The organism is Achromobacter sp. RTa (assembly GCF_000757485.1).
GTDB lineage: Bacteria > Pseudomonadota > Gammaproteobacteria > Burkholderiales > Burkholderiaceae_B > Achromobacter.
Genome location: NZ_JPYO01000005.1, coordinates 26,621 through 50,390, shown reverse-complemented (window position 1 = coordinate 50,390; position 23,770 = coordinate 26,621). Strand labels below are relative to the sequence as shown.

At 66.8% G+C, this 23,770-nt stretch carries 25 protein-coding genes and 2 riboswitches; of the genes, 15 read left to right on the top strand and 10 right to left on the bottom strand.

Going from position 1 to position 23,770, the window contains the following annotated elements; genetic code table 11:
- Positions 1–562 (bottom strand): DUF2242 domain-containing protein (locus JL37_RS03035; RefSeq protein WP_043541903.1); only part of this gene is annotated, 562 nt, incomplete at its 3' end.
- 155 nt (positions 563–717) lie between these two features.
- The gene (locus tag JL37_RS03030) at positions 718–2,088 is read right to left on the bottom strand and encodes an MFS transporter (protein ID WP_043541902.1); all 1,371 of its coding nucleotides are present in this window, start codon (positions 2,086–2,088) and stop codon (positions 718–720) included.
- A gap of 123 nt (positions 2,089–2,211) precedes the next feature.
- On the opposite strand from JL37_RS03030, the gene JL37_RS03025 reads away from it, so the two are divergent.
- The 4 genes from JL37_RS03025 (at position 2,212) to JL37_RS03010 (ending at position 6,970) form a co-directional block, all read left to right on the top strand.
- The gene (locus tag JL37_RS03025; RefSeq protein WP_231570279.1) at positions 2,212–3,222 is read left to right on the top strand and encodes an AraC family transcriptional regulator; all 1,011 of its coding nucleotides are present in this window, start codon (positions 2,212–2,214) and stop codon (positions 3,220–3,222) included.
- Between the two features lie 117 nt (positions 3,223–3,339).
- Positions 3,340–4,437 carry an NAD/NADP-dependent octopine/nopaline dehydrogenase family protein gene (locus tag JL37_RS03020; RefSeq protein WP_043541900.1) on the top strand — a complete coding sequence of 366 codons (1,098 nt, stop codon included), beginning with the start codon at positions 3,340–3,342 and terminating at the stop codon, positions 4,435–4,437.
- 16 nt (positions 4,438–4,453) lie between these two features.
- Positions 4,454–5,437, top strand: coding sequence for a 3-hydroxybutyryl-CoA dehydrogenase (locus JL37_RS03015; protein WP_156124202.1), 984 nt, complete (start codon positions 4,454–4,456; stop codon positions 5,435–5,437).
- Between the two features lie 69 nt (positions 5,438–5,506).
- Positions 5,507–5,599: riboswitch (glycine riboswitch) on the top strand.
- A 1-nt stretch (position 5,600) separates the two neighbouring features.
- A riboswitch (glycine riboswitch) is annotated at positions 5,601–5,692 on the top strand.
- A 45-nt stretch (positions 5,693–5,737) separates the two neighbouring features.
- Complete coding sequence (locus JL37_RS03010; RefSeq protein WP_043541898.1) at positions 5,738–6,970, top strand: D-amino acid dehydrogenase; 1,233 nt, start codon at positions 5,738–5,740, stop codon at positions 6,968–6,970.
- Here the strand turns inward: JL37_RS03010 and nadB are convergent.
- The 6 genes from nadB to JL37_RS02980 all read right to left on the bottom strand — a co-directional run bounded on the left by nadB (position 6,945) and on the right by JL37_RS02980 (position 14,163).
- Positions 6,945–8,564, bottom strand: coding sequence for an L-aspartate oxidase (gene nadB, locus JL37_RS03005; RefSeq protein WP_052096815.1), 1,620 nt, complete (start codon positions 8,562–8,564; stop codon positions 6,945–6,947). The genes JL37_RS03010 and nadB overlap by 26 nt on opposite strands.
- Positions 8,565–8,598: 34 nt before the next feature.
- Complete coding sequence (gene nadA, locus JL37_RS03000; protein WP_043541897.1) at positions 8,599–9,738, bottom strand: quinolinate synthase NadA; 1,140 nt, start codon at positions 9,736–9,738, stop codon at positions 8,599–8,601.
- A 204-nt stretch (positions 9,739–9,942) separates the two neighbouring features.
- Complete coding sequence (locus JL37_RS02995; RefSeq protein ID WP_043541896.1) at positions 9,943–10,440, bottom strand: transporter suffix domain-containing protein; 498 nt, start codon at positions 10,438–10,440, stop codon at positions 9,943–9,945.
- Between the two features lie 13 nt (positions 10,441–10,453).
- Positions 10,454–11,521 (bottom strand): DUF2955 domain-containing protein, encoded by a 1,068-nt coding sequence (locus JL37_RS02990; protein WP_052096813.1) that lies wholly within the window; start codon positions 11,519–11,521, stop codon positions 10,454–10,456.
- Positions 11,511–12,626, bottom strand: a complete 1,116-nt coding sequence (locus tag JL37_RS02985; protein WP_043541893.1) for an HlyD family secretion protein — start codon at positions 12,624–12,626, stop codon at positions 11,511–11,513. Before JL37_RS02985 ends, JL37_RS02990 begins: the two co-directional genes overlap by 11 nt.
- Positions 12,619–14,163, bottom strand: coding sequence for an efflux transporter outer membrane subunit (locus tag JL37_RS02980; RefSeq protein WP_043541892.1), 1,545 nt, complete (start codon positions 14,161–14,163; stop codon positions 12,619–12,621). The genes JL37_RS02985 and JL37_RS02980 overlap by 8 nt, the downstream gene beginning before the upstream one ends.
- A gap of 403 nt (positions 14,164–14,566) precedes the next feature.
- On the opposite strand from JL37_RS02980, the gene ppk2 reads away from it, so the two are divergent.
- The 5 genes from ppk2 to JL37_RS02955 all read left to right on the top strand — a co-directional run bounded on the left by ppk2 (position 14,567) and on the right by JL37_RS02955 (position 17,600).
- A complete protein-coding gene (ppk2, locus tag JL37_RS02975; RefSeq protein ID WP_043541890.1) occupies positions 14,567–15,409 on the top strand; it encodes a polyphosphate kinase 2 in 843 nt (280 codons plus the stop codon).
- 41 nt (positions 15,410–15,450) lie between these two features.
- A complete protein-coding gene (locus JL37_RS02970; RefSeq protein WP_043541889.1) occupies positions 15,451–15,705 on the top strand; it encodes a hypothetical protein in 255 nt (84 codons plus the stop codon).
- Positions 15,706–15,826: 121 nt separating this feature from the next.
- On the top strand, positions 15,827–16,555 hold the full coding sequence (locus tag JL37_RS02965) for a TerC family protein (RefSeq protein ID WP_043541887.1): 729 nt from the start codon (positions 15,827–15,829) through the stop codon (positions 16,553–16,555).
- A 104-nt stretch (positions 16,556–16,659) separates the two neighbouring features.
- Positions 16,660–17,106 carry an SRPBCC family protein gene (locus JL37_RS02960; RefSeq protein WP_043541886.1) on the top strand — a complete coding sequence of 149 codons (447 nt, stop codon included), beginning with the start codon at positions 16,660–16,662 and terminating at the stop codon, positions 17,104–17,106.
- 29 nt (positions 17,107–17,135) lie between these two features.
- Complete coding sequence (locus JL37_RS02955) at positions 17,136–17,600, top strand: DUF1801 domain-containing protein (protein WP_043541885.1); 465 nt, start codon at positions 17,136–17,138, stop codon at positions 17,598–17,600.
- A gap of 181 nt (positions 17,601–17,781) precedes the next feature.
- On the opposite strand, the gene JL37_RS31015 is transcribed toward JL37_RS02955, so the two are convergent.
- The gene (locus tag JL37_RS31015) at positions 17,782–18,429 is read right to left on the bottom strand and encodes an IclR family transcriptional regulator (RefSeq protein WP_043541884.1); all 648 of its coding nucleotides are present in this window, start codon (positions 18,427–18,429) and stop codon (positions 17,782–17,784) included.
- Between the two features lie 94 nt (positions 18,430–18,523).
- Here JL37_RS31015 and JL37_RS02945 point away from each other — a divergent pair, with 94 nt between their 5' ends.
- From JL37_RS02945 to JL37_RS02930, 4 genes are all read left to right on the top strand, one after another.
- Positions 18,524–19,492 (top strand): tripartite tricarboxylate transporter substrate binding protein, encoded by a 969-nt coding sequence (locus JL37_RS02945; protein WP_043541883.1) that lies wholly within the window; start codon positions 18,524–18,526, stop codon positions 19,490–19,492.
- 14 nt (positions 19,493–19,506) lie between these two features.
- Positions 19,507–20,391 (top strand): TauD/TfdA family dioxygenase, encoded by an 885-nt coding sequence (locus JL37_RS02940; RefSeq protein ID WP_043541882.1) that lies wholly within the window; start codon positions 19,507–19,509, stop codon positions 20,389–20,391.
- A gap of 260 nt (positions 20,392–20,651) precedes the next feature.
- The gene (locus JL37_RS02935; protein ID WP_043541881.1) at positions 20,652–21,206 is read left to right on the top strand and encodes a hypothetical protein; all 555 of its coding nucleotides are present in this window, start codon (positions 20,652–20,654) and stop codon (positions 21,204–21,206) included.
- 18 nt (positions 21,207–21,224) lie between these two features.
- Positions 21,225–21,677: a GNAT family N-acetyltransferase gene (locus JL37_RS02930; protein ID WP_081954967.1), complete on the top strand. Its 453-nt coding sequence runs from the start codon at positions 21,225–21,227 to the stop codon at positions 21,675–21,677.
- A gap of 12 nt (positions 21,678–21,689) precedes the next feature.
- Here the strand turns inward: JL37_RS02930 and JL37_RS02925 are convergent, their stop codons facing one another.
- Positions 21,690–22,670, bottom strand: coding sequence for a GlxA family transcriptional regulator (locus JL37_RS02925; protein WP_043541880.1), 981 nt, complete (start codon positions 22,668–22,670; stop codon positions 21,690–21,692).
- 170 nt (positions 22,671–22,840) lie between these two features.
- On the opposite strand from JL37_RS02925, the gene JL37_RS02920 reads away from it, so the two are divergent.
- Together JL37_RS02920 and JL37_RS02915 are read left to right on the top strand one after the other, a co-directional pair.
- The gene (locus JL37_RS02920; protein ID WP_043541879.1) at positions 22,841–23,197 is read left to right on the top strand and encodes a DUF1428 domain-containing protein; all 357 of its coding nucleotides are present in this window, start codon (positions 22,841–22,843) and stop codon (positions 23,195–23,197) included.
- A gap of 61 nt (positions 23,198–23,258) precedes the next feature.
- Positions 23,259–23,765 carry a VOC family protein gene (locus JL37_RS02915; protein WP_043541877.1) on the top strand — a complete coding sequence of 169 codons (507 nt, stop codon included), beginning with the start codon at positions 23,259–23,261 and terminating at the stop codon, positions 23,763–23,765.
- Positions 23,766–23,770 lie beyond the last annotated feature (5 nt).

Below are 23,770 nucleotides of genomic sequence, written 5' to 3'. Positions count from 1 at the left end.
TCGCGGACGCATCCTGCGGCGCCGAGGCCGCCTGCGCGTCCGGCAGGAAGCGCTGGAGCAGCTGGAAGAATCCGTCGTAGAACTGGGGCCGCGCCACCGTCTGGCTGGCAGTCTTCACCAGCGAATCGTCGCTGGCCCCGAAGGGCATGGACACCTGCCCCAGGACGCTCACGCCCACGCTGGCCGAATTGGCGGTGCGCTTGATCGAATAGCGGTCCTGCACGGCATTGGCGAACACCGTCGCGCGCTCGTTCGAGCTGCCGTCGGATGCGCATTCGATATTGAAGCTGATCTGGGTGTGCTGCCCATCCTCCGCCTGGAAGTTCTTGTGCCCGGTCACGCGGGCGGACTCGAACCGGTCGATGTAATAGCCCTGGCTCAGCAAGGCGCGGCGGCCGGCGTCGCAGGCGGCGGCGCTGCTGGCGGAAACGGTGCGGGAATAGGTGTCGCTCTGGGCGAAGTCTTCCTTTTCGAAGGCGGGCTTGGGAGAGGAACATCCCGCGACCAGGCCCGTCAGGACGGCGAGCAGCGCAACAGGGGAACGGCGGATGAAACGGGGCATGAATGGGGGCCCGCCTTGAAACGGCGCGAAAGGCTGCCTGCAAGACGAAGCAGTGATGCATAGAGGGAATTGTTATAGCGCATCCCTCCATGGGATTTCTTTACGAGGATTGTGCAGTTCAAGGGAGAGGTAACAGGGTTAAAAAAGGGGCCGCATTATCCGGCTGCGGCTTCCAATGGCCTGGCTTCCTGGTCTTCCACGCGAAGGCTGCTCCGGTAGTGCTTGCAACCGGCCGCCAGGAGCGCGATGCACAGTACGGCCGCCGCGCCCACCAGAACGGACAGGGACTGCCCCACCGCGGCGGGGCTCTTGAACCAGCGGTCGGTCAGCAAGGCGACGGCCGTGGTGCCCAGGCCCAAGCCCACGAGATTCGAGATCAACAGGAACAGCGCGGAGACCTGGGCGCGGAGCTGGTTGGGGGGAAGGATCTGCATCGCCGCCGTGGAGGTCGGCATCGGAAACGAAGCGAAGAACATGGCGGGCAGCAGCAAGCCCACCGACAGCCACAGCGAGCCCACCTGCGTGAACAGCACCGCAGGCAGCGCCATGCCCGCGGCGCCGATAACTCCCGCGCGCAGTGGCGCGTCGCTATAACCGCGCTTGGCCAGCCAGTCCATCAGCCAGCCTCCGCAGAATACCCCCGCCGTATTGGCCGCCAGCACCACCCCGCCCAGCATGTAGCCCGCCTCCGCGGGCGACATGCCGAACCTGCGCATGTAGAACGCGGGGGTCCAGCCCAGCAGCGCGAAGAGCACCATCGCATAGAAGGAAAATCCGGCGTAGTGACAGAAGAAGGTGCGGCGATGCCTGCCCAGAAAGCGGAACGTGTCCTTCATGGCGGGCTTCTGGACCTGCCCCGCGGCATTGAGCCTCAAGCCTCGCCGCTGCGGATCCCGCACCGTCATCAGGACCAGCAGCGCAATCAGCAGGCCAGGCAACCCCACCAGGAAGAAGGTGACCTGCCATGGCCGCATGGCGCCCATCCCAGGCAGCGTGGCTGTGTCCACGCTCTTCAGCAGGTCGATGACGTAGCCGCCGATCAGGAACGCCATGCCCCCGCCGATGAAGGAGCCGATGGAATAGACGCCGACCGCCCTGCCGAGTTTTTCACGCGGAAACATATCGCTGAGCATGGAGTACGTGGCGGGCGATAGCGCCGCCTCTCCGACGCCCACGCCGATGCGCGCAAGAAACATCTGCACAAAATTGCGCGACAGGCCACAGGCCGCGGTGGCCAGGCTCCAGAACGCCACGCCGATCGCGATGATCCTGGGACGCGACCAGCGGTCCGCCAGCAGGGCGATGGGAATGCCCATGAAGGCGTAGAACAACGAGAACGCCAGGCCGTGCAGCAAGCTGAATTGGGTGTCCGACAGTTGCAGGTCGCGCTTGATCGGTTCGATCATCAGCGCCAGGATCTGCCTGTCGACGAAGGAAAATATGTACGCTAGCATGCATATCACCACGACGTACCACTCGTAGGCATGGCTTGGTCTCGCTGCGTGCCGCGGGCTGCCGTCAGTCATGGTTTTTCCCTTGTATGGTGGTGAGATCGGATCCATCGCCCGATGGGCGTTGCTGCGCCTCACTTGTTTGCTGGTCCATCTTTTGTAGGTCTTTGTGCGGCGGGCCTCTATACGCCGGACGCAATGACTGTTCCCGCTGCGCAGGAAAGCATGTTCGACCACACCAATCCACTGGACCGCCATTGCCTGCTGGACTCGGGCAACATTTCCGAAATCAAGGACCAGGTCAGCCAGCACCTGTGGTCGCACCGGATGTGCGTCGCCCAGGGAAAACCCTTGCAGTCGCGCCTGTACGGCGTGTTCTTCGGGAATGCCGCGCTGTTCGACCTGCACTACGGCGCGGAAGTCGAGATCGACGCCGGCGACATCGCCAACTACTACCTGATCCGTATCACGCTGCAAGGGTCCGGGCTGATAACCCTGGGCAGGCGCAGCGCCTCCATGAACGCCGGCAGCCTGACGATTTCCTCGCCCTCCGAGCGCAGCGTCATCCGCATCGGCCGTGACTGCCGCAACCTGATCCTGCGCATCGATCGGCTTGCATTGGAACGCCACCTGCAACGGCTGCTGGAGCGCCCGGTGAAGCAGGCGCTGGTATTCGACCTGCAGGCGCAAGCCGACGCCGCGGGCCCTGCCGCCGTGCGCGAAACGCTGGACTATCTGTGCCGGCTGTACCGGCACCCCGCGATAGACGGAGTGACGCAGACGCTGGCCGATGGGTTTTCGGACTATCTGCTGACGCTGCTCCTGACCCAATTGCCGCACAATTATTCCGACGCGCTGCTTGCGGACCGCCGCCAGCCGCTACCGTTGCACGTGCGCCGCGCGCGGGACTACATAGAAAGCCATCTCGACGAAACGATCTCGCTGGCGGACCTGGCCGAGCATTGCGGCGTGTCCGTGCGCACGCTGCAGAACGGCTTCACGCAATTCTTGAAACAAAGCCCCAGCGACTACGTGCGCAACCAGCGGCTGGCCCTGGTGCACGCGGCGCTGGAGCAGGCACGCGCAGGCGACAGCGTCACCGACATCCTGCTGCGGCACGGCATCGCCAGCTTCGGCCATTTTGCCACCCATTACCGCAGGCGCTACGGCTGCCTGCCTTCGGATACCCTGCGTCAAAACCGCCATTGAAGGCCGCTCCGCCGCGCCTTGAATCCCTTGCCGGAACGGAATGCCGCTTGCGCATTCGGCGCAGTCCGTCACGCCGCGCAACGCTAGGATCAAAGCTCCACAAGAAGGAGCTTGACCATGAGGATCAGCGTCATAGGCGGCGGCCACGGCTGCTACGCGGCGGCGGCGCACCTGCTTGAAAAAGGCCATCAGGTGCGTTGGTGGCGCAGGGACTGGGCGGCCTTCCAGGAACTGCGGGATGCGGGCGCGCTGACCGTCACCGACTACCGCGGCACGCGCCGCCTTGCGCTGGGCGAGGGGTCCGGCCAATTGCAGCTGGTCCAGGAACTCGGCGCCGCCGTGGCCGACGCCGAGCTGCTGGTCATTCCCCTTCCAGCCACCTCGCACGAAGCGCTGGCGCGCGAGCTGGCGCCCTTGCTCCGCGATGGCCAGGTTGTGTTCCTGCCACCGGGCACCTTCGGCAGCTACGTATTCGCGCGGGCCATGAAAGACGCGAAAAACTCCGCCGACACGGCGTTTGCCGAAACCGGCACCCTTCCCTACCTGGCCCGCAAGCACGGCAGCCGGGTCGTGATCAGCGGCTATGCCACTCGCCTGCCCACGGGCGTTTTCCCCAGCCGCCTCGCCGGCCGCACGCTGGAACTGGCGCGGCGCGCCTATCCCAGCATCGAACCGATCGAGGATGCGCTGTCGGGCGCATTGATGAATGCGGGCCCCATCATCCATCCCCCGCTCATCATGATGAACGCCGGCCCGCTGGAACACTTCGATAAATGGGACATCCACAACGAAGGCACCCAGGCCTCCATACGGCGCGTCACCGACACGCTGGACGCGGAGCGGATCGCCATCCGGGAGGCCCTGGGCTATGCCGCCCCGCACTTTCCGTTGTCGGACCATTACGCCACGGAGGGCGACGAATGGATGTATGGGCGCGGCGCGCATGGCAGGCTCACCGACAGCGGCGACTGGCGCGAAGCCATCGACCTGCATGCGCACCGCTACATGCTCGAAGACACGCGGCTCGGCCTGTCATTCCTGGTATCCGTCGGCCGCTGGGCAGGCGCGCCCACTCCGGTGGCCGAAGGCCTGCTGAGCGTGGCCAGCGCCATCGTCGGGCGGAACCTCTACGCCGAAGGCCGCACGCTGGAGCGCCTGGGCCTGGAGCGCCTGTCGCGCGATGCCATGGCCACGCTGCTGGCCGAAGGCTGCTGACAAAAGGATGCTCGCCATGAACAGAAGACTATGCGTGGCCGGCGCCGGCCGCATGGGCATCGGCATTGCCCTGGCCTATATACACGCAGGGCTGGACGTCACGCTGATCGACATCAAGAACCGTCCCGCCGCGGAACGGGCGCAGTATTTTTCGCGCGTCCTGGACAGCCTGCGGCGCGAGCTGGGCACGCTGGCCAAGCTGGGCTTGCTGGAACCCCGGCAAACGGACGCCGCGCTGGAACGCGTCCGGCTATGCGCGCGCAACGAGGCGGACGAGGACTTGCGCCAGGCGCGCGTCGTGTTCGAAGCCGTGCCCGAACGCCTGGATGCCAAACGGGACACGCTCCAGTGGCTGGGCGGCGCCTGCGCGCCGGACACCGTCATCGCGTCGACCACATCCACTTTTCTCGTCACCGAACTGGCGGACCTGCTTGACGGCCCGCAGCGTTTCCTGAACGCGCATTGGCTGAATCCCGCCTACCTGATCCCGCTGGTGGAAGTGAGCCGCGGCCCGCAAACCAGCGACGCCGCGGCGCAGGACCTGCTTGCCGTCCTGCAACTGGCGGGCAAGAAGCCCGTGCACTGCGCGCCCGCCGCCGGCTATATCGTGCCCCGCATCCAGGCCCTGGCGATGAACGAGGCCGCCCGCATGGTCGAGGAAGGCGTCGCCAGCGCCGAAGACATCGATACCGCCGTGCGCTTGGGGTTCGGCCTGCGATTCTCGGTGTTGGGGCTGCTGGAATTCATCGACTGGGGTGGAGGCGACATTCTCCATTACGCCTCGCGCTATCTGTCCGGCGCCATCGATCCGCGATTCGCATCGCCCGCCGTCATCACGCGCAATATGGAGGAAGGCCGCAACGGCCTGCGCGACGGCAAGGGCTTCTACGACTATGCCGGCGTGGATGTGGACGCCTACAAGATGGAACGGCTGTCGCAGCTATGCAAACGCCTGGAAATCATGGGCCTGCTGCCGCGCTATGAAAGCGCGATCCGTTGACGCATGGCCCATTGGTACTAACCCTTGGTCCCATATCCTGGGATTTTGGCTATCCTGCCCGAGTCGATCCAAAACCCCGCAGAAGAGACCTGCCCCCCGCGGCAGGCGCCGACGGAGCAACCGCCCCGGAAACTCTCAGGCAAACAAGACTGCGCGGCCTAGACAATCTGGAGAGAGGCGCCATGCGCGCCCACCGAAGGGGAACCCGCCGCCGTCCGCGCAGCGGGTGAAGCTCTCAGGTACAGAGACAGATGGGGTGCTGCGGCCGGGTGGCCGCGGCCACCCGAATCTGGAGCGACCATGCCCCGCATCGCCATCATCGGCGCCGGCATTACCGGCGTCACGTCCGCCCATGCCCTGAACAAACTGGGATACGACGTCACCATCTACGACCGCCAGCGCTATCCCGCCATGGAAACGTCCTACGCCAACGGCGGCCAGCTGTCGGCCAGCAACGCCGAGGTCTGGAACAGCGTTTCGACCATCATGAAAGGCCTGCGCTGGCTGGGCCGCCACAACGCGCCGCTGCTGCTGAACCCCCGGTTCAGCTGGCATAAGTATTCCTGGCTGGCGCAGTTCATCGGACAGATCCGCCATTACCGCCAGAACACCATCGACACCACGCGCCTGGCCATCGAAGCCCGTCAGCACCTTTACGCGATGGCGGAAGAGGAAGGCATAGACTTCGACCTGGAGCGCCGCGGCATCCTGCACATCTATCACGACGCCGCCAGCTTCGAGACGGCGCGGCGCGCCAACGCGCTGCTGCAGGCGGGCGGGCTGGAACGCTATGCTGTGACGCCCGATGAGGCGCGCACCATCGAGCCCGCGCTGCAAACCGCCTGCCATGGCGGCTTCTACACGCCGTCCGACGCCACCGGCGACATCCACAAGTTCACGAGCGGCCTGGCCCGCGCCTGCGAGCGCCGCGGCGTGCGCTTCGTGCACGACGCCGACGTCCGGGACATCGTCCACGAGCGCGGAGCCTACCTGCTGGACCTGGCCAACGAAGACGGCGCACGGGCCGGCCAGCGCGAGTCCGCCGACGCCGTCGTCATCTGCGCCGGCGCCGCCAGCCGGCAATTCGCCAGGCGGCTGGGCGACTCGCTGAACATTTATCCGGTGAAGGGTTATTCCATCAGCGTGCACCTGGATGACGCGGAAAGCCGCAATGCCGCGCCTAGCGTCAGCCTGCTCGACGAAGCCGCCAAGATCGTCACCAGCCGCCTGGGCGACCGCTTCCGCGTTGCCGGCACGGCCGAGTTCAATGGCTTCAACATGGACATCCGGGCCGAACGCGTGCAGCCGCTGGTGGACTGGACGCGCAAGCACTTCCCCGGCATCCGCACCTCGCGCGTGGTGCCCTGGTGCGGCTTGCGCCCGATGACGCCGAACATGATGCCCAGGGTAGGCCCCGGCAAGCGGCCGGGGGTGTTCTACAACACGGGCCATGGACACCTGGGATGGACGCTATCCGCCGCGACCGCGCAGATGCTGGCGGCCAGCGTCAAGGAGTCGCTGGCACTGGCTTGACGGCCGCGGCGCTCAATGCGCCGCCCGGCTGCGCAGGCGGCGGCATCACGCGCCCCGCCCGCGCATCGCTCCACTCCGGCCTGTCGCTATTGAAATGCGCGCCGCGGCTTTCGCGGCGAGCGCTGGCGCCCTGGACGATCAGGTCGGCGACCAGCGCCAGATTGCGCAGTTCCAGCAATTCCAGGCTCGGCCCTTCGCGAAGCAGCCGCGCCTCCATGGCGGCGCGCAGCGGGCCGATGAACGCTGCCGCGCGCCGCAGCGCGGCGTCGCTGCGCACGACGCCGACGTCGCGGCTCATCAGCTGGCGCAGGTCTTGCCGCAGGCGCGCCAGGTCCGCGGACGGCGGCGAGGCCGTCCTGGCGGCGGCCCACCCTGCTCCGGCGGCGCGCGGAGGCATTGCGGCACGTTGCAGGATGTCCTGCGCCGCGGCCCTGCCCGTCACCACGCATTCCAGCAGGGAGTTGCTGGCCAGGCGGTTCGCGCCGTGCAGGCCGGTGCACGCCGCCTCTCCGATCACATGCAGCCCCGCCAGGCCGCTTCGGCCCGCCACGTCCGCGACCACGCCGCCGCAGGTGTAGTGCGCCGCCGGCGCGACGGGAATGGGCATGGACGCGATGTCGATGCCCAGCGCCAGACATCGCGCATGAATGGTGGGAAAGTGCGCCAGCAGGAAATCCCGCGGCTGGTGGCTGATATCCAGATGGACGCAGTCCAGGCCGTGGCGCGCCATTTCCGTCTGGATGGCTCGGGCGACGATATCCCGCGGCGCCAGCTCGGCGCGCGGGTCGTGCGCCGGCATGAAACGGGCGCCGCCGGGCAGGCGCAGCACGCCGCCCTCCCCGCGCACCGCCTCCGAGATGAGGAACCCCGCAGCCTGCGGATGATGCAGGCCGGTGGGATGGAATTGCGTGAATTCCATGTTCGCGATCCGGCATCCCGCGCGCCATGCCATGGCGATGCCGTCGCCCGTCGCGGCCGGCGGCGCGGTCGTCGTCCCGTACACCTGGCCGGCGCCGCCGCTGGCCAGCACCACGTGGGCGGCGGCGGCCTCGAACACCCGGCCTCCGCGCAGATCCAGCAACTGTACGCCGCGGCAAATGGCCTGCGCGGTTCCCGGCGGGCCGGCCAGGAGCAGGTCCACGGCGCAATGGTGCTCCAGCAGCGTAATACCGGCCTGCCCGCGCGCGCGGGCGCCCAGCGCGGCCACGATGGCGCTGCCCGTCGCATCGGCGGCGTGCGCGATGCGGCGCTGTCCGTGCCCGCCTTCGCGCGTCAGATGCAGGCCCTGGCCGTCCGCGGTGAACGCAACGCCGTGCTCCCGCAGCCACGCGATGGCGCCGCAAGCCTGCGAGATGATGCCGTGCGTGGCGCCCTGATCGCACAGGCCAGCGCCGGCGACGAGCGTGTCGCGCACGTGCGCCTCCACGCTGTCGCCTTCGGCCAGCGGCGCGGCGATGCCGCCCTGGGCCCGGTTGCTGGCGCTGTCGGCCAGGCCGCCCTTGGACACCAGCGCGACCCGCCGCCGGGGCGCCAGTTCCAGCGCGGCGGCCAGGCCGGCCAATCCGCTTCCGATGATAATGACGTCGAATTCCATGCGCCGGCTCTCCGGTCAGAATGAGTGCGGCGCGCTACGCCGGGCCGACCCGCGCGAACAGCGCGGTGTCGTGGGCCATGTCTCCGCTTGCCTGCACGCGGCGCTTGCGCCGCTCGGCGAAATCCAGCATGCGGTCGATCGGGGTCTTGGCGCGCAGGCCTAACGCGGGGTCCAGGATGATTTCGTTGCGGCCGCCGTCCAGCGTATCCGCCAGATTGGACAAGGCGTTCATGGCCATCCAGGGGCAGTGGGCGCAGCTTTTGCAGGTGGCGCTGTCGCCCGCCGTGGGCGCGGCCAGGAATGTCTTGCCGGGCGCCTGCGCCCGCATCTTGTGCAGGATGCCCTGGTCCGTCGCCACGATCAGGACGGCGGTATCCAGCTTGCGCGCGGCGTCGATCAGCTGGGTGGTCGAGCCGACCACGTCCGCCTGCGCCAGCACGGCGGCGGGCGATTCGGGATGGGCAAGCACCCTGGCTTGCGGGTGCTCGGCGCGCAGCAGCTCCAGCTCCGTGCCCTTGAATTCGTCGTGCACGACGCAGGACCCTTGCCACAGCAGCATGTCGGCGCCGGTCTGGCCCTGGATGTAGCCGCCAAGGTGCCGGTCCGGCGCCCACAGGATCTTTTCTCCGCGCGCATGCAGCTCGGCGATCACGTCCAGCGCGATGGATGAGGTGACGACCCAGTCCGCCCTCGCCTTCACGGCCGCGCTGGTATTGGCGTAGACCACCACAGTGCGGTCGGGATGGGCATCGCACCACGCGGCGAACTCGTCGGCCGGGCATCCCAGGTCCAGCGAACAGGTGGCGTCCAGGTCCGGCATCAGGATGCGCTTGCCCGGGCTCAGGATCTTGGCCGTTTCCCCCATGAAGCGCACGCCCGCCACCGCCAGCGTGCGCGCCGGGTGGTCCCTTCCGAAGCGCGCCATTTCCAGGGAGTCTCCGACGCAGCCGCCGGTCTGCTCGGCCAGTTCCTGCAATGCCGCGTCCACGTAGTAGTGGGCCACCAGCACGGCGCCCTCGCGTTCCAGCAGCCCGCGAATGCGCGCCACGGCGGCCGCGCTTTCCGCCGCCGGCAGCGGCACGGGCACGCGGGCCCAGGCGTGGCCGACGATGCTGGGGCAGCCTGCCTCGGCAGGCAGGTCGAACTCGATGGGCCTGGGAATGAGCGTTTCCATGGCTGTCTCCGTATTTATGCTCAGTATGAGTATTTATAGATCAAAAAAAGGACACGATTTATGCTAGTGTTGAGCATAAATCGTGTCAACTCTTTTTATCGGGAGGGGAGTTGCTCGGCTGCTTGCGAACGGTCCGCAGATCGCGTGCATGCTGGATTTGGTCCCGAAGCACATCCGGCCGCATGCCTAGCGCGGCGCGAACCGCTACACGGAACGCACGAACAGCCCCCTGAGCTTGCTCCAGAAGTCGCCGCCCAGCACGAAGAAGCTGGCGATCAGCATGATGTCTCCCAGCACCTGCAGCTGCCACATGTCGGGCCTGAGGCCGGGCCAGAGTTCGTCGACATAGGGTTCCAGCATCGAGGTCAGGATGGGGATGAAGAACATGACCAGCCCGATGGCGTGGCGGACGGGCCCGACCTTCTGCACGGGCGCCAGCCGCTTCGCATGCCCGAAGACGATGGCCTTGAGCTGCTGGAAGCCTTCCTTGCCCATGACGGCGACGCAGCTCAACAGCAGTACCTTGTTGGCTATGAAGATGGTGCCGGTCAGCGCTGCGATGCGGGAGCCCGGCACGTCGAGCGCGGCCGCGATGGGAATGAGGAACCATAGCGCAAAGGCCAGGATGAAAAGCCCTATGCCGCATTTGAAGCGCCATCCCATGGAGGGAGCGGGCTGGGGCGTATTGTCTGGCGATGACATGGCGGACTCCTTTTCAGGCGTCTGAAGGAACCGGAGCGGACGGCTCCGGCGGGCGCGGCGCGCGGCGCCACGGTTCGAACAGCTGCAGCATCAAACAGGCATAAAGCGTGACGGCGATGAACAGTCCCATGCGCACGGCGAAAGCGGTATAGACGTCCTTGCCCGCGGCGCTGTCCTGCACCGATTGGCCAAGCAGGATGACGAGCGTCACCAGCGTGTTCACCCAGAAGCTGGGCGGGTGCCGGGTGGGGCTGAGCCGGTACAGCTTGCGGGCGGCCAGCAGGGCGAACAGCAGCATCCACAGGAAGAACATCCACAAGCTCACGTACAGGCTGAGGGCGCACCAGAACACCACGGCCAGCGCTCCGCCAAGCAGCGTGGAGCCTAGCAGTTCGCGCGCCGCGCCATGCGCCGCCGTGACACAGCTCTGCCGCCCCAGGCTGACCGATTTCAGGATGATGGGCATGTAGCCCAGCGGATCGGTCAGCGCCAGGAGGAAGGCGGGCATGACGACCAGGGCGGCGCGCAAAGCCATCCTGGCGGCCTCGGGCGCGGACGCGATGGGGGTTGGCGGCGGCGCCGCCGCGTCGGCGGGTTCGGGGAACAGCCAGTGGCACACCCCCAGGACGGCAACGGCGGCCAGCAGCCCCTTGGCCAGCGCCTCTACCGCCAGGGCCGCCAGCCGGAAATCGACGGTGCCGGCCGCGGAGATGATGGTCAGGCCGATTACAAGGAAAAGGGAGACCAGGCTGTTGCCGCCGCGCAGGCCTGCGCGAAACGCGAGGAACAGGCAGAGGCCGATGAGCAGTACGCCGGCCAGCGGGTAGTAGCGCAGCAAGGGGCTGAGCAGCAGGCCGGTCGCCGTGGTGAACATGACCACGAGGATCAGGCCAAGTCCGAGCTTGGGGGACAAGGGGCGGTTCATGGACGCAAGCAGGAATACGCCCAGGACGGGCGCAACCATGGGTATGGGCAGGTCCAGGCCGAAGCCTAGCGCCAGGCAGAGCGCCGTGCCGACGCCCAGGCGCAGGGCGCGCGGGCCGCGGGGATCGGGATGGGCTGGCATGGCGTCAATAGGCATAGGAAAGCCAGCTCATGAAACGCAGGTATGCGCGCCCGAGCGGATTGAGCGGATTGCCGGGGCGAGGAAACGCCATGACCTCCGCCTGGCCGCCCACGCGCACGTCGCGCAGGCTGGGCAGATCGTCCCGGTCGAACTCGACGATGACCGGGAAGCGCTGGGCGGGGCGGAGCCAGTCGCGGCTGTTCTGCACCGTCGGCAAGCTGCCGGGCGGCGTGCCCGGCCCCACATTGACGCCATACCCGACGCTGCGCACGCGGCCCTCGAAGATCCGCCCCGGCAGCGCGTCCAGGATGATGCCCACTGGCGTGCCCGGCTCGATGTGGCCCAGATTGTTCTCCGTCATCTCCGCGCTTATCCAGACGTCGTGGATGGAGATCAGCGTCATGACCGGATTGCCGGCGGCGGCGAACTGTCCGGCATCGGTGCGCAGGTCAGTGACCAGCCCGGCCGAACGCGCGCGCACCTGCGTGTTGGCCAGGTCCAGTTCGGCCTTCTCCACGGCGGCGGCGGCGCTGCGCAGCTTGGCGTTGTCCTCGTCGCTGCCGCCTTCCTGCTCGCGGGCCCGCTGCACTTCGGCGCGCGCGGCGGCGACCTGGCTGACCGCCTGTTCCAGGCTGGCCCGGGCGATTTCCAGGCGCCGCAACGAGACCGTGCCGCGGTCTTCGCGGTACAAGCGCTCCAACCGGCTGCTGTCCTGCCGCGCCTTCAGTTCGTTGGCCTGGGCGGCGCGCAACGAGGCCTGGGCCGAATCGATGCCCGCCGTGCTCGCGCCGATCTGCCTGCGCATGGATTCCAGATCCGCGCGGGCGCGGTCGACGGCGATCCGGTAGTGTTCCGGATCTACGTCGAACAGCGCCGCGCCGGCCTGCACGTCCTGGTTGTTGTGGACGTAGACCTTGGTGACGCGCCCCGACACCTCCGACGCCACCGGAATGACGAAGGCATCGACCCGCGCCTGCTGGGTGTACGGGGTATAGCGGTCGGCCAGCAGATACCAGCCCAGGCTCAGCACGATGAGCAGCGCGACCCACCCGACACCCTTTCTGGCAGGGTCCGGACCGGGCTGCGCCGGAGCCGTTGCGGGAGACGCGGGCTTACTCATCGGATCGCACCTTTTGTGCGAGTGGCGAAGCGGAAGGATCCACCGGCTCGGACAACAGATCGCCCCAATCGGTGCGCCGCTGCATCTGCTCCCGGGTAGCCGCGTCGAGCACCGGCTCGGCGCTCTGCCAGCCGCCGCCCAGCGCCTTGTACAAGGCGATCAGGTCGCCCACCGCCGCGCCGCGGTTCGCGACGTAGGCATCCTGCTGGGAAGCCAGCGCGCGCTGGGCGTCCAGTACGCGCTGGAAGTCCGAATAGCCTTCGCGATAGAGCGCGTTGGCCAGCGCCAACGACCGCTCCGCGGCCTGCGCGGAATCCCGCAGGATGCCGTCTCGTTCCAGCGCCTTGATCAGGCCGCTGGCCGCGTCGTCCGCCTCGCGCGCCGCTTGCCGCACCTCATCCTGATAGGCGACGATCAGCTGTTGCAGGCGCGCATCCTGGACGCGCACATTGTTCTGCAGCCGGCCGTGGTCGAACACGTTCCAGCTGAGGGCGGGTCCGGCCAGCAGGGCCATGCCGCCCGAGGTGCCCGCCAGCGACGTAGCGGACCAGACGATGCTTCCCAGCAAGGTCAGCGCAGGGTATAGGTCCGCTTGCGCCACGCCGACCTGCGCCGACTGCGCGGCGATGCGCAGTTCCGCCGCCCGGATGTCGGGGCGGCGCAATAACAGATTGGCGGGAACGTCCTGCAATACGGCGCGATCGACCAGGGGAACGACGGCCTCTTTCTCGGCCAATTGCGGGATGGGGCCGGGCGCGCGCCCGACCAGCACCGCCAGCGCGTTGCGCGCCCGCATGATCTGGCTTTCGAATTCGGGTATCGAGCCCAGCGTGGCCAGGTACTGCGTCTTGGCCTGCTGCAGGTCCAGTTCGTCGCTTTCGCCGCTGGCGTACAGCCGCTGCGTGATCTCGTAGCTGCGTTTCTGGATGGCGGCGTTGCCGCGGGCGATCCGCAGCCGCGCCTCGGCGGTGCGCAGCGTGAAATAACTGTCGGCCACCTGGGCGTGCAGCAGCACCAGTACATCTTCACGATTGGCCTGCGCCTCGAAATACGCTGCGTCCGCGGACTCTATGGCGCGGCTGAACCGCCCCCAGAAGTCCAGCTCCCAGCCGATGTCGAATCCCGCGCTGTACTGCCAGAAGCTGCTGGGGCGGGGATTGCCTTCGGCTGAACGCGAGGACCGGCGCGTGTACAGCGTGTCGGCGCCAAGCACCTGCACCTGCGGATAGCGGCCGCTGCGGGCGATGCCGAGCTGGGCGCGGGCCTCCATGATGCGCAGGCCGGCTATCCTCAGGCCCGCGTTGTCGGCGTCCGCCTGGGCGACCAGATATTCGAGGACGGGATCGTCGAATATCCGCCACCACTGCCGGGCGTCCGGCTGCTGGCCTTCCCGGCTGGCCTGCTGGAGCGCCGGCGTATTCCAGCCCCGCGTCCAGGCTTCGCGCTGGGGCTCGAAGTCTGGCCCGAGTTGCACGCAACCGCTGAGGCAGAGTGCGCCGATCAGCAGCAGCCGATTCGAACAAGTCTGCAGCGACATCGGGTATCCGGTCGGTCTAGAGCCTAACCGCAACGGCGCCGGCCGCGGCCCGGACAAGCCGGTCACACCGCGCGAACGCCTGGGGACCCGGGCCGCGGCCGTCCGGCACTTCTGCCGGCCGCGCATGCCGGGCGGTCGAAATCGAAAGAGGCCTGTTCTCCTTGACTGAATGCCAGGTTGCATGACGGGATTTCAACGTGCCAGATGATTCTATTGGCCTTTCTTGCTTCTCGCCAGAGGGGGAGGACGAGAACGGATCGAACGGAAAGCATGACGCCGCCGCAGGCCCTGGCAGCATGTCCGCTCCCCGTTTCAGCCCATGTACAAAGCCTCGCAGTTGGCGCTAAAGTCAAAATCGCGCCACGATTTGCAGGTTCCCCGCAGTGCTCTCCGGAGTGCCATCATGAACGCTCGCAAGAAGGCATCAGAACAGAAGGCGGCAGGACAGGACGAACAGCCCGCGCCGGCCACGGCCAAGCTATCGGCAAAAGCCTACGAAAAGGAGCTCGCGCGCCTGCACATCGAACTGGTCAAGCTGCAGGAATGGGTGGTGAGGACAGGCGCCAAAGTCTGCATCCTGTTCGAAGGCCGCGACGGGGCGGGCAAAGGCGGAACGATCAAGGCGATCACGGAGCGCGTAAGCCCGCGCGTATTCCGGGTGATCGCCCTGCCCGCGCCTTCCGACCGCGAGAAGACGCAAATGTACATGCAGCGCTACCTTCCGCACCTGCCCGCGGCCGGCGAGATCGTGATCTTCGACCGCAGCTGGTACAACCGCGCCGGGGTCGAGCGCGTGATGGGTTTCTGCTCTAAGGAAGAAGTCAAGGTCTTCCTCAGGGCCGTTCCGCTGGTCGAACGCGCCATCATCGGTTCCGGCGTGCTCCTGCTGAAATACTGGCTGGAGGTCAGCGAGGAGGAACAGACGCGCAGGCTGCAGGCCCGCATCAACGACGAGCGCAAGATCTGGAAGCTCTCCAGGCTGGACCTGGATTCGTACAGCCGCTGGTACGACTATTCCCGCGCGCGCGACGATATGTTCCTGGCATCCGACACCGACATGTCGCCGTGGTTCGTTGCGCAGTCCAACGACAAGAAGCGGGTGCGGCTGAACATCATCAGCCATCTGCTCGCAAGCATCCCCTACGAGGCCCTGCCCCGTGCCAAGGTCAAGCTGCCGAAGCGGCAGAAGCCCGGGGATTACCACGAGCCCACCCGCCAGCCGCGGCGCGTTCCCGAGGTGTTCTGAGGGAGCCGCGCTGCCTGGCCGCACACCAAGGAGATACCATCTTGGCTGAGCTACTGATCAATCATGTAGAGGAAAGCACCTCCGACGAAGACATCAGGACTTTTCTCCTGAAGTACGGCTTTCCTCCGTTCGACCACATCCGACGCGTTCCCAGCGCCTGGGAACGGCCCGCCGTCCTGTTGACGTTCAATGATTGCAGCGCCGCGGCGCTGCGCGCCCTCGCGCCCCGCATCCACCAGGTTTTCTGGAAGGACCGCACGATTTCCGTGCTGGTCATGAGAGAACCGATCCCATAACCATGCATGCAGCGCCAGTACTCGCGGATCCCCGCCCCCTCTTGCCTAGAATGAACCGAAAAAACGCGCGGGGCGGGCGGCGCCCGCCCCGCGCCCTATCGTTCTTTTCGGCGGGATACCTATGCTCGAGGCCATCGAGACGTTCCATTGGGGCGCCATATTCCAGATCATTCTCATCGACATTCTGCTTGGCGGCGATAACGCCGTCGTGATCGCGCTGGCCTGCCGCAACCTGCCGCCCCGCCAGCGCATCAGGGGCATACTCTGGGGCACCGCGGGCGCCGTGCTGCTCCGGATACTGTTGATCGCCTTCGCGCTCGTACTGCTGGACATTCCCTTTCTGAAGGCCCTGGGCTGCCTTCTGCTGGTCTGGATCGGCATCAAGCTGCTGGCGCCGGAGGAAGACGCGCACGGCAACATCGCCGGAGGCACGACCGTGCTGTCGGCCATCAAGACCATCATCCTGGCCGATTTCGCGATGAGCCTGGACAACGTCATCGCCATCGCGGGCGCCGCCCAGAACACCCAGGCCGACCACCAGCTGTACTACGTCATCTTCGGGCTGTGCGTAAGCGTGCCCATCATCGTCTGGGGCAGTACCCTGGTCCTGAAGCTGATCGACCGTTTCCCGGTGGCCGTCACGCTGGGCGCAGGGCTGCTGGGCTGGATCGCGGGCGGCATGCTGATCACCGACATCTTCATCGTCGAACGCTGGGGCCAGCCCGCCCCGCTGCTCAAGATGGCGGTCGAACTGGCGGGTGCGCTACTGGTCGTGGCGGCGGGCAAATGGCTTGCCGCGCGCCGGCGACGGAACCGGTCGTCAGAAGAGGAGCCCGCGTCGACTTCGTAACGGAATATGCATATCGAGGGTTTTCCCCAGGGTCGACCCTGTCGATTTCCGGTCCACTGGTACGTCGTGTCAGTGCGCACAACTTTCTGAAAGGCGGACTCACCATGACTACCGGCACTGTCAATCTCCATCGCGTCATGTGCGCGCCCCCCGAGCGCATCTACCGGGCCTTCCTGGAGCCCGACGCCGTCGCGCGCTGGCTTCCTCCGTACGGCTATACCTGCCTGGTCCACCACCTGGACGCCAAGGTCGGCGGCACGCACAAGATGTCGTTCCGCAACTTCGGAAGCGGCAAGAGCCACGATTTCGGCGGCGAGTATCTGGAACTGGTTCCGAACGAGAAGATCCGTTACTCGGACCAATTCGACGATCCCAACCTGCCGGGCCAGATGCAGACGACCATCACGCTGCGGCAGGTTTCCTGCGGCACGGAAATCACCATACGCCAGGAAGGCATACCCGAGGTGATACCCACTGAAATGTGCTACCTGGGCTGGCAGGATTCGCTGGATCAGCTGAAGCGCCTGGTCGAACCCGACATCCCGGACTGAGCGCCGGCCGCGGCCCAAGGAGCCGAACCATGACCGACAAGCCGCCGGCCAAGCCGGCTAAGGCGACAAAGGCCGCCGGCCCATCGGACGGGCGACCCGCCCTGCTGTCAGGCGGCAACCCGCAGATCCCCAAGGGCGAAGGCGACGCGCCGGTGCAGGCCTACATCGCCGCCATGCCGGGCTGGAAAAGCGGGCTGGGCCGCCGCCTGGACGCGCTCATCGAGCGCGCGGTTCCCGGCGTGCGCAAGGCGGTCAAATGGAATTCGCCGCTGTACGGCGTGGAGGGCCAGGGCTGGTTTCTCAGCATCCATTGCTTCACGAAATATGTGAAGGTGGCCTTTTTCCAGGGCGCGTCGCTGCAGCCCGTCCCACCGGGCGCATCCAAAATGCAGGGCACCCGCTATCTCGACATCCGCGAGGACGACACGCTGGACGAAGCCCTGTTCATGGACTGGGTGAAGCAGGCAAGCGCGCTCCCCGGTGAACGGATGTGAACGGGAGCTAGGAGCGGGGGCGACGCTGTCGCACCGCGGCCCGCTGCGCCCGGGCTACAAGGCGGACGTCAACATCATCGATCCCGACGCGGTGAAGGTGCGCTGCCCGGAGATGGTGTTCGACCTGCCGGGCGGCGGCCGGCGCCTCATTGCCCAAGGCTGCGGGCTGCTGAGCCGGCCGTCACACCACCCCGACCCGTATCACCCCGGAGATGGTTTCCGCCGCCCGCTGCAAGGCGGGCACCATTTCCGCCTCCAGGCGGTTCCCCACGACCTCCGACACGTCCACCGATATGCCCACCGACAGCACGCGCGAGCCGGCCTGGGGAAGAGGAACCGCCACCGAAACCTGGTTGCTGTCCGGATAGTCGTAGCGGCTCCACTGCCCGGCCGCCAGGCGCAAGCCGCCCGCCAGCGCGCTGGAAGGCGGCAGCACGCTGCCCACGCGCAGATTCATGACCACCAGGCGCCGCCGCTCGGCGGGCGCCATCGCGCGCCCGATGATGATGACGCCCTCCGGATTGGCCTCGCCCAGGTTGGAGGTGCCCGAATAGGCGTCGGCGAGCTTCTGCAGTATCTCCTGCACGGCGTCGGTCACCCCCAGGCTGTCCATGGCCGCGAACCCCAGTTCGAAGACCTGGGGCGTCAGGCGCCAGCGGCTGTCTTCACGCGCGGCATAGCCCTCTTCCTCCAGCGTCTGCAGGAAACGCAGCACGGTTGCATGCGGCAGATCGACGGCGCGCGCCAGCTCGGCGAGCGTCGGCCGGCCGGCGCCACGGAAGGCCCGCATGATGGATAGACACCGCTGAATCGATCTATTATTCTTCATGCGTTCACCTGATAAACGTATTGATCACTAGGTGAACAATACACATAAATGACGCTCCCGGCAAGACCGGCGAGCCCGGGAAGGAGACAAACGCATGAAACGCATCGCACTCGCCTTGGCGGCGGGCCTCGCCCTCTGTACGGGCCCCGCCGCGGCACAAGCTCCGTGGCCATCGCAACCGATCAAATGGATCGTGCCCTATCCGCCCGGCGGATCCACGGACATGCTGGCCCGGCTGGTCAGCCACAAGCTGGGGGAACGGCTGGGGCAGCCCGTCATCGTGGAGAACAAGGCGGGCGCCGGGGGCAACGTGGGAACCGACTTCGCCGTGAAGCAACCCGCGGACGGCTACACCATCGTGATGGGCAATATCGGCCCCATCTCCATCAACCCGGCCCTGTACCCGGACCTGCCCTACCAGCCCCAGCGCGACCTGGCGCCGGTGACGATGCTGATGAGCGTCCCCAATCTGCTGGTGGTGAATCCCGCGCTGCCGGTGCGCTCCGTGCAGGAGCTGATCGCGTACGCCAGGAAGGCGCCCGAACCGATCGGCTACGCCACTCCGGGCGCAGGCACCTCGCTGCACCTGGCCGGCGAGCTGTTCGCCTCGTCGGCGGGCCTGCGGCTGACGCATGTGCCGTACCGTGGCAGCGCGCCGGGCCTGAACGACACCGTGGCCGGCCATGTGCCGATGATGTTCGACAACATGCCGTCGGCGCTGCAACTGGTGAAGGCCGGCAAACTGCGGGCGCTCGCCATCACCAGCGCCGCCCGCTCGCCGCAATTGCCCGACGTGCCGACGATGGCCGAGGCGGGCCTGCCCGGCTACGAGATCGCGGGATGGTTCGGCGTGCTGGCGCCGGCCGCCACGCCCAGGCCCGTCGTCGAACGCCTGAACAAGGAACTGCTCGCCGTGCTGGCGATGCCCGACGTGCGCGAGCAGATCGGCACCATGGGCGGCATCATCGCGGCCGAAGGCCCGGCCGGTTTCGGGCGCTACATCGCGTCGGAAACCGAAAAATGGGGCGCGCTGGTGCGCAGCGCACAGATCAAGCTTCAATAGGCAAGGAGACAAGCATGACCACGTATCGCCATCTGGAAACCCACCCGATCGCCGGCGCGCTGGGCGCCGAAATCCGGGGCCTGGACCTGTCGCGCCCGCTGTCGGACGAGCAGTTCGAGGAAGTGCGCGCCGCGCTGCACGAGCACCTGGTGGTTTTCTTCCGCGACCAGCGGTTGACGCCGCAGCAGCACATCGACTTCAGCAAGCGCTTCGGAGACCTGCTGGAAGTGCCTTTCGTGCGGGCGCTGGAAGGGTATCCGGCCGTTCTCCCCGTGATGAAGGGCAAGACGGAAAGCACCCGCCGCCTGTTCGGCGGCCTGTGGCACACCGACATGAGCTACGCCGAAGAGCCGCCGCTGGGCTCGGCGCTGTATGGCCGCGTCATTCCGCCCTACGGCGGCGATACGATGTGGGCGAACATGTACCGCGCCTATGACACCCTGTCCGACCGCCTCAAGGGCATCCTCGAGGGCCTCGGCGCCGTGCACAGCCCGGTCCGCTCGTATGGCGCGGGCGGCGCCGTGGTGAACAACGGCGACCCGGCCCACAAGATGGACGTGCGCACCGACGGCCGCGCCACCAACGAAGTGGTGCATCCCGTGATCCGGGTGCATCCCGCCACCGGCAGGAAGGCCCTGTACGTGAACAGCACCTACACGCTGCGCTTCGACGGCATGACCGAAGAGGAAAGCGAGCCGCTGCTGCACTTCCTGTACCGCCACGCGGCGAGGCCGGAATTCACCTGCCGCTTCCGCTGGACGCCGGGGTCGCTGGCGCTGTGGGACAACCGCTGCACCCAGCATCTGGCGATGAACGACTACGACGGCTTCGACCGCGAAATGCACCGGACCACCATATCCGGCGACAGGCCCCTCGCCGTGGGACAGCCCGCGCGGTAATGGACCCGGCCTGCGGCATCGCGCCCGCCGCAGGCATGACGCCTTTTTCCCGACGCCCCTCGGCCGCCCGGCCGAGGCTCTCCCGGCTTCCCGGCCTCCGAAAGTACGGGCCCTACTTCCGCGCCCGTCCAGGCGGACGATGGACGAACGGCGAGATATGCCTCACCCTGGCGGACAGGCAGAAATAGATACGTTCGCGTCTCGATTCTCATGGCGACGCGGCAAACGCGCAGGGGCGCGCTCAAGGTCGGGGAATCGAGATGAACATCCTGCTGGCGTTCGCGCCCTTCATCATGTTTGTCATCATCGAGAGGGCTGTCGGGGTGCTGGAAGGATTGGCGGCGGGGGCTTTCGTGTCCGCAGGACTCGTACTGCGCGACTGGATCAGCCCCGAGCGCCGCGTGAAGCTCATGGAAACCGGCACGCTGCTGCTCTTCGCGGGGCTGACGATATATGCCCCCATGGTCGACGGCGAATCCTGGACGATCTCCGAAACGCGGCTGAGGGTGGACGCCGGACTGCTGTTTCTCGTGCTGCTGACCATCGTCCTGCGCAGGCCGTTCACGCTGGAGTACGCGCGCGAAAAGGAACCCGAGTATGTATGGAAGAGCCGCCGGTTCGTGCGCATGAAGTATGCGGTCGCCATCGCCTGGGCGCTGGCCTTCGCGGCCATGGTTGCGACGGACGCGCTGCTGGTCTACCGTCCGCAGCTGCCTCAGGCCATCGCGATCGCGGTGACGATCGCCGCGCTTGCCGCGGCGATGAAATTCACCGCTTGGTATCCTGACCGGGTGTGGGCTACAACATCAAGATAGCCCTCGCGGGAGCTCCCGGTGAAACCCTTGGGAAACCACGTCGAAGTCACGCTGGCCATGCAGGCCGACGACGCTCTGGTCGCGGCGTTCGCGCGGCTGCTGCCCCAGTTGTCGCGTACCGCCGCGCCCCTGTCGCGCGAGGCGCTGGAGGAAATCATCCGTTCGCCTTCCAACCACGTGTTCATCGCCACCATGGGCGAAGACCGCCGCATCGTCGGCACGCTGACCCTGGTGCATTTCCGCATCCCCACGGGCGTGCGGGCCTGGATCGAGGACGTGGTGGTGGACGAACAGGCGCGCGGCCTGAAGGTCGGCATGGCGCTGACGCACGCCGCCATCGTCAAGAGCCGCGAACTGAAGGCCAGGACACTGGACCTGACATCGAATCCCGGCCGGCTTTCGGCCCACCATCTGTATGAATCGGCCGGCTTCATCATGCGCGATACCCGCGTGTACCGCTACCAGGGCTGAGCGGACGCCGCGCTACTGGAAGTGGTAGCGCTCGCGGTATCCCACCGGCGACATGCCGCAATACTTGCTGAAAATATCGCGGAACGCCTTGGTGTCGTTGTAGCCGACCTCGTACATGACTTCCGCCACGCTCTTGCGCGAGGTTTCCAGGCGCTTCTTGGCGGCTTCCACGCGCACGCGCTGCACGTATTCCACGATGCTGTTTCCCGTGGCCTGGCGAAAGCGGCGCTCCAGGGTGCGCCGGCCCATGGCATGGCGGCCGGCCAGCTCCTCGACCGTGATCTTTTCCGTGTAGCGGCCTTCGATATAGTCCTGCACGGCGCGCACGACCTCGTCGGCATGCGCCTTCTGGCCCATGAACACCGAAAACGGCAGCTGGCTTTGGCGGCTCCAGTCGAGCTGGAAATACTTGGCGCACCAGATGGCGGTATCGCGGTCCGTGTATTTCTCGATCAGGTGCAGCACCAGGTGCGCGGCGGAAAACGCGCCGCCGCTGGTGTAGACGCCGTTGTCCGCCATGACGACGCGGTCGCTGACCCAGCGCACGCTGGGGAACAGGCTGGCGTACAGATTCTGCGCCACCCAATGGACCACGGCCTGCTGGCCGTCCAGGATGCCGCCCGCCGCAAGCAGCGCGGCGCCCATGCACAGGCTGGCGACCTCGCCGCCCTCGCGGTGATGCCGCGACAGCCACTCGATGAGCTCGCGGTTGGACAGCACGGCGTCGGACACCGAGCCGAGCAGCGGCGGGGCGATGCAGATATCGATGTCCCGGGCGTCGGCCAGCACCAGGTCGGCCTGCACGGTAATGCGGCCGTCGTCCAGCCTGACCTCTCGCGTCAGGCCCAGGGTGCATACATTGAACCGGGGCTCGCGTCCGTGCGCGGCCAAGTATTCATTGGCGACGAGAAAGCCGTGCCTGGCGGTCTCCAGCGACGCGATATTGGCCCCCTGGGGCAGCAGGAACGCGATGTTTTTCATTCCGCAAAGCATACGCCTGCCGGCTGTCGCAATCCACCCTCAAGAATGTCGCAATCTCCTATCTGAAATCCCGGCCGATCCCGATACAGTGACACTCACCGGAGCCAGATCCGGCTTGCGCGGCGCGCGGCTCGCGGGCTTGCCGAAACGCAATAGAACAACGCGGATCAAAGGAGTCAACGATGGAAAAGTACATAGACGGTTACCTGTTGAGCGTGCCCAAGGCCAACGTGGAAACCTACAAGAAGATGGCGCAGCAGGCCCAGGCGATCTGGCTTGAATACGGCGCGCTGGACTACCGCGAGGGCGTGGCGGACGATATCGACGGAGAAGGCTTCGCCTCGTTCAGCGCCGCGGCCGGCGCGCGCGAGGACGAGACCGTCGTGTTCGCGTGGATTCTGTACGCCAACAAGGCGGAGCGGGACCGGATCAATGCCCAGGTCATGTCGGACGCCCGCCTGAAGGACATGTGCTGCGAAGGCGTATTCGACTTCAAGCGGATGTGCTGGGGGGGATTCAACACGCTGGTGGGCAACTAGGAGGCCGGGGCATTCCGCCCCCCTCTTCTATTTTCAATCGCGAACATCCCGGAGACTCGATATGAGCACCCCTGCAACCCGGACCATTCCCGAAGGCATGCACACCCTGACCGCGCACATCGTGTGCGAAGGCGCGTCGGACGCCATCGCCTTCTACAAGAAAGCCTTCAACGCCCAGGAGCTCGCGCGGCTGCCTGGCCCCAACGGCAAGATCATGCACGCCGCCGTGCGCATCGGCGATTCCGTCCTGATGCTGATGGACGATTTCCCCGAATGGGGCAGCCTGGGCGCCAAGGCGCTGAAGGGAACGCCGGTCACCCTGCATCTGTACGTGGACGACGTGGACGCCGCCATGAAGCAGGCCGTGGCCGCCGGCGCCCAGATGACGATGCCCGTGGCGGACATGTTCTGGGGCGACCGCTACGGCCAGGTGGTGGACCCGTTCGGGCACCGCTGGTCCATCGCCACGCACAAGTTCGATCTGACGCCAGAGGAAATCCAGCAGAACATGGCCAAGATGGGCGACATGGAAGGCTGCGGCGATCCGTCCAAAAAACAGCCGGGCTGAGGCCC

Excerpts from the sequence above, each read along its gene's own strand:
- JL37_RS03030 (WP_043541902.1), bottom strand. The coding sequence starts at position 2,088 with ATGACTGACGGCAGCCCGCGGCACGCAGCGAGACCAAGCCATGCCTAC.
- JL37_RS03025 (WP_231570279.1), top strand. The coding sequence starts at position 2,212 with ATGACTGTTCCCGCTGCGCAGGAAAGCATGTTCGACCACACCAATCCA.
- JL37_RS03020 (WP_043541900.1), top strand. The coding sequence starts at position 3,340 with ATGAGGATCAGCGTCATAGGCGGCGGCCACGGCTGCTACGCGGCGGCG.
- JL37_RS03015 (WP_156124202.1), top strand. The coding sequence starts at position 4,454 with ATGAACAGAAGACTATGCGTGGCCGGCGCCGGCCGCATGGGCATCGGC.
- JL37_RS03010 (WP_043541898.1), top strand. The coding sequence starts at position 5,738 with ATGCCCCGCATCGCCATCATCGGCGCCGGCATTACCGGCGTCACGTCC.
- nadB (WP_052096815.1), bottom strand. The coding sequence starts at position 8,564 with ATGGAATTCGACGTCATTATCATCGGAAGCGGATTGGCCGGCCTGGCC.
- nadA (WP_043541897.1), bottom strand. The coding sequence starts at position 9,738 with ATGGAAACGCTCATTCCCAGGCCCATCGAGTTCGACCTGCCTGCCGAG.
- JL37_RS02995 (WP_043541896.1), bottom strand. The coding sequence starts at position 10,440 with ATGTCATCGCCAGACAATACGCCCCAGCCCGCTCCCTCCATGGGATGG.
- JL37_RS02990 (WP_052096813.1), bottom strand. The coding sequence starts at position 11,521 with ATGCCTATTGACGCCATGCCAGCCCATCCCGATCCCCGCGGCCCGCGC.
- JL37_RS02985 (WP_043541893.1), bottom strand. The coding sequence starts at position 12,626 with ATGAGTAAGCCCGCGTCTCCCGCAACGGCTCCGGCGCAGCCCGGTCCG.
- JL37_RS02980 (WP_043541892.1), bottom strand. The coding sequence starts at position 14,163 with ATGTCGCTGCAGACTTGTTCGAATCGGCTGCTGCTGATCGGCGCACTC.
- ppk2 (WP_043541890.1), top strand. The coding sequence starts at position 14,567 with ATGAACGCTCGCAAGAAGGCATCAGAACAGAAGGCGGCAGGACAGGAC.
- JL37_RS02965 (WP_043541887.1), top strand. The coding sequence starts at position 15,827 with ATGCTCGAGGCCATCGAGACGTTCCATTGGGGCGCCATATTCCAGATC.
- JL37_RS02960 (WP_043541886.1), top strand. The coding sequence starts at position 16,660 with ATGACTACCGGCACTGTCAATCTCCATCGCGTCATGTGCGCGCCCCCC.
- JL37_RS02955 (WP_043541885.1), top strand. The coding sequence starts at position 17,136 with ATGACCGACAAGCCGCCGGCCAAGCCGGCTAAGGCGACAAAGGCCGCC.
- JL37_RS31015 (WP_043541884.1), bottom strand. The coding sequence starts at position 18,429 with ATGAAGAATAATAGATCGATTCAGCGGTGTCTATCCATCATGCGGGCC.
- JL37_RS02945 (WP_043541883.1), top strand. The coding sequence starts at position 18,524 with ATGAAACGCATCGCACTCGCCTTGGCGGCGGGCCTCGCCCTCTGTACG.
- JL37_RS02940 (WP_043541882.1), top strand. The coding sequence starts at position 19,507 with ATGACCACGTATCGCCATCTGGAAACCCACCCGATCGCCGGCGCGCTG.
- JL37_RS02935 (WP_043541881.1), top strand. The coding sequence starts at position 20,652 with ATGAACATCCTGCTGGCGTTCGCGCCCTTCATCATGTTTGTCATCATC.
- JL37_RS02925 (WP_043541880.1), bottom strand. The coding sequence starts at position 22,670 with ATGCTTTGCGGAATGAAAAACATCGCGTTCCTGCTGCCCCAGGGGGCC.
- JL37_RS02920 (WP_043541879.1), top strand. The coding sequence starts at position 22,841 with ATGGAAAAGTACATAGACGGTTACCTGTTGAGCGTGCCCAAGGCCAAC.
- JL37_RS02915 (WP_043541877.1), top strand. The coding sequence starts at position 23,259 with ATGAGCACCCCTGCAACCCGGACCATTCCCGAAGGCATGCACACCCTG.